We start from the raw sequence: 2,624 nt of genomic DNA, 5'->3' as shown, positions 1-2,624 counted from the left end.
GCTCGGTGCAGCGCGTGACCGACATCATGGCCGAGATCTCGTCCGCCTCGCAGGAACAGAGCGCCGGCATCGAGCAGGTCAACCAGACCGTGGTGCAGATGGACGAAGCCACCCAGCAGAACGCCGCACTGGTGGAGGAAGCCACTGCCGCCGCGCGCGCGATGGAGGAACAGGCCACCCAGCTGGCCGAGGCGGTATCGGTGTTCCGCACCGGCAATGCCAGCGCCGCCAGCCGCCCAGCCAATCGCCCCCTGCCCCGCCCTGTCGCCACGCCCCGCGCCCCGGCCCCGAAGCTGGCGCCGGCCCCGCGCCCGATCGAATCGGCGATGGTCGCCGATGCCGGCGACTGGCAGGAGTTCTAGGCACGATCGCGTGAAAAGCCGCCGCCGGCCCCGATCAGGGCCGGCGGCCTGACAGGAACTTCCCGACGGACGGTAGGGCCGGCCCTCAAGAACCGCCGCCACCGACCGATGAAGCAGGGGATTCCGTCCTCATCGGTCCATCCATGTCCGCTTCGTCACACCGTTCCTCGTCCAGCGAACGCAAGAGCAGCGTCGCCACCCGCCTGATGCTGGGCATCGCCCTGATCGCCCTGGCCGCATTCGGCCTCACCGCCGCCATCAGCTACTGGAAAAGCAGCCGTGCCCTGCTGGCCTCCTCGCAGGCCACGCTGGAGAACCTGGCCCGTCTCGAAGCCCAGAACCTGGCCGCCGAGATGAGCCAGACCTACGACACGGTGCAGACCCTGGCCGAAAACCTGGTTACCCAGCGCGGGCAGATCAGCCGTGCCACCGTCTCACAGACGTTCAGGCAGCAGATGGAACTGCACCCCGAGCGTGCCGGCATGTGCGTCCTGTGGGAGCCGGACGCATTCGACGGCAAGGACGCGCAGTTCATCGACGCTCCAGAGCATGACGCCACCGGACGCGCCATGAGCTATTGGGCTCGGGTTGGCGGCGAACTGGTCACCGAGCCGTTGCGCGACTACGAAGACCCCAAACTCGGCGCCTGGTACGTCACCCCCAGGACGCTGAAGAAGCCGGTCATCATCGAGCCGTATCCCTACGAGGTCGGTGGCAAGACCCTGATGCTGACCACCATCGCCATTCCGATCATGGACGGCGACAAGGTACTGGGCGTGGTCACCTCCGACTTCGAGCTTTCGGCCCTGCAGGAACGCATCGCCCAGCTGCGCCCGATGGGTGAAGGCCGCGCCGAGCTGCTGTCGCCGATGGGCATGGTCGTGGCCTCGCCGGACGCGGCCAACGTCGGCAAGACCCGCGACGACGCCACCGCCAAGGCGATCCTGGCCGCCGTCGCCGAGGACAAGCTCTACAGCGACTTCAAGGCCGACGAAGGCGGCATGGTGGAGGTCTATGCGCCGCTGCGCGTGGGCAAGAGCAACCGCCGCTTCGCGCTGGGCGTGATGGTGCCGCGCGACCTGCTCACCGCGCAGGCACGCTCGCTGCTCAGCCTGGTGGCGCTGGTCGGCCTGCTGGCCGCCGCCTCGCTCTGCGCTGGCCTGTGGCTGCTGCTGCGCGCGATGGTGCTGCGCCCGCTGGGCGACGCCGTACGCGTTTCCGGCGACGTCGCCCAAGGCCGGCTGGATACCGCCATCCCCGAGCGCCGGAACGACGAACTGGGCCAGCTGCTGCGTGCGCAGTCGCACATGCGCGAGCAGATCAGGACGGTCATCCACGCCCAGGGCGAAATGGCTGCGCGCCACGACGAGGGCAACATCAGCCACCGCATCGACGCCTCCCGCTTCCCCGGCGACTACGGGGTAATGGTCGCCGGCACCAACCAGCTGGTGTCCAGCCATCTGGACGTGACCCAGCGCATCGTCGAAGTGATGCAGCGCTACGCGCGCGGCGACCTGTCGGTGGACATGGACCGCCTGCCCGGCGAAAAGGCCGCCATCACCCGCGCCATGGACGAAACCAAGGCCAGCCTTTCGGCGATCAATGCCGAGATCAAGCGCCTGGCCGGCGCCGCGGCGGCGGGCGATTTCACCCTGCGTGGCGACGAAGGCCGCTTTGAGCACGACTTCCGCGACATGGTGGCCGGCCTCAACCGCCTGATGGAAACCACTGACGGCAATCTGTCCGAAGTCTCCGCCCTGCTGCAGGCCATCGCCCGCGGCGACCTCACCGCGCGCATGCACGGCGATTTCCACGGCGTGTTCGCCCGGATGCGCGATGATGCCAATGCCACGGTGGCCCAGCTGACCTCGATCGTCGGCCGCATCCAGCAGTCGGCCGGCAGCATCAACCTGGCCGCGTCGGAGATCGCCACCGGCAACAATGACCTGTCGCGCCGCACCGAGCAGCAGGCGGCCAATCTGGAAGAGACCGCCGCCTCGATGGAGGAACTGACCTCCACCGTGCGCCAGAACGCCGAGCACGCCCGCCAGGCCAACCAGCTCGCCCAGGGCGCCGCCGGCGTGGCCTCGCAGGGGGGCCAGGTGGTCAGCCAGGTGGTCACCACCATGTCGGCCATCGAGGCCTCGTCGAAGAAGATCGCCGACATCATCAGCGTCATCGACGGCATCGCCTTCCAGACCAACATCCTGGCCCTGAACGCGGCGGTGGAAGCCGCGCGTGCCGGTGAACAGGGACGCACGC

1 protein-coding gene and 1 pseudogene are annotated in these 2,624 nt (G+C 68.7%); both read left to right on the top strand.

Features of this window, described 5'->3' with window-relative positions:
- A pseudogene (locus tag AC1DGW_RS16790) lies at window positions 1-362 on the top strand (methyl-accepting chemotaxis protein); the annotation flags it as partial.
- 143 nt (window positions 363-505) lie between these two features.
- Window positions 506-2,624: methyl-accepting chemotaxis protein (locus AC1DGW_RS16785; protein WP_478025181.1), on the top strand; the 2,119-nt coding region annotated here is incomplete at its 3' end.

The organism is Stenotrophomonas sp. 05N423 (assembly GCF_056397145.1).
The sequence above is the reverse complement of the archived record's forward strand: the minus strand, read 5'-3'. Positions and strand labels throughout refer to the sequence as shown.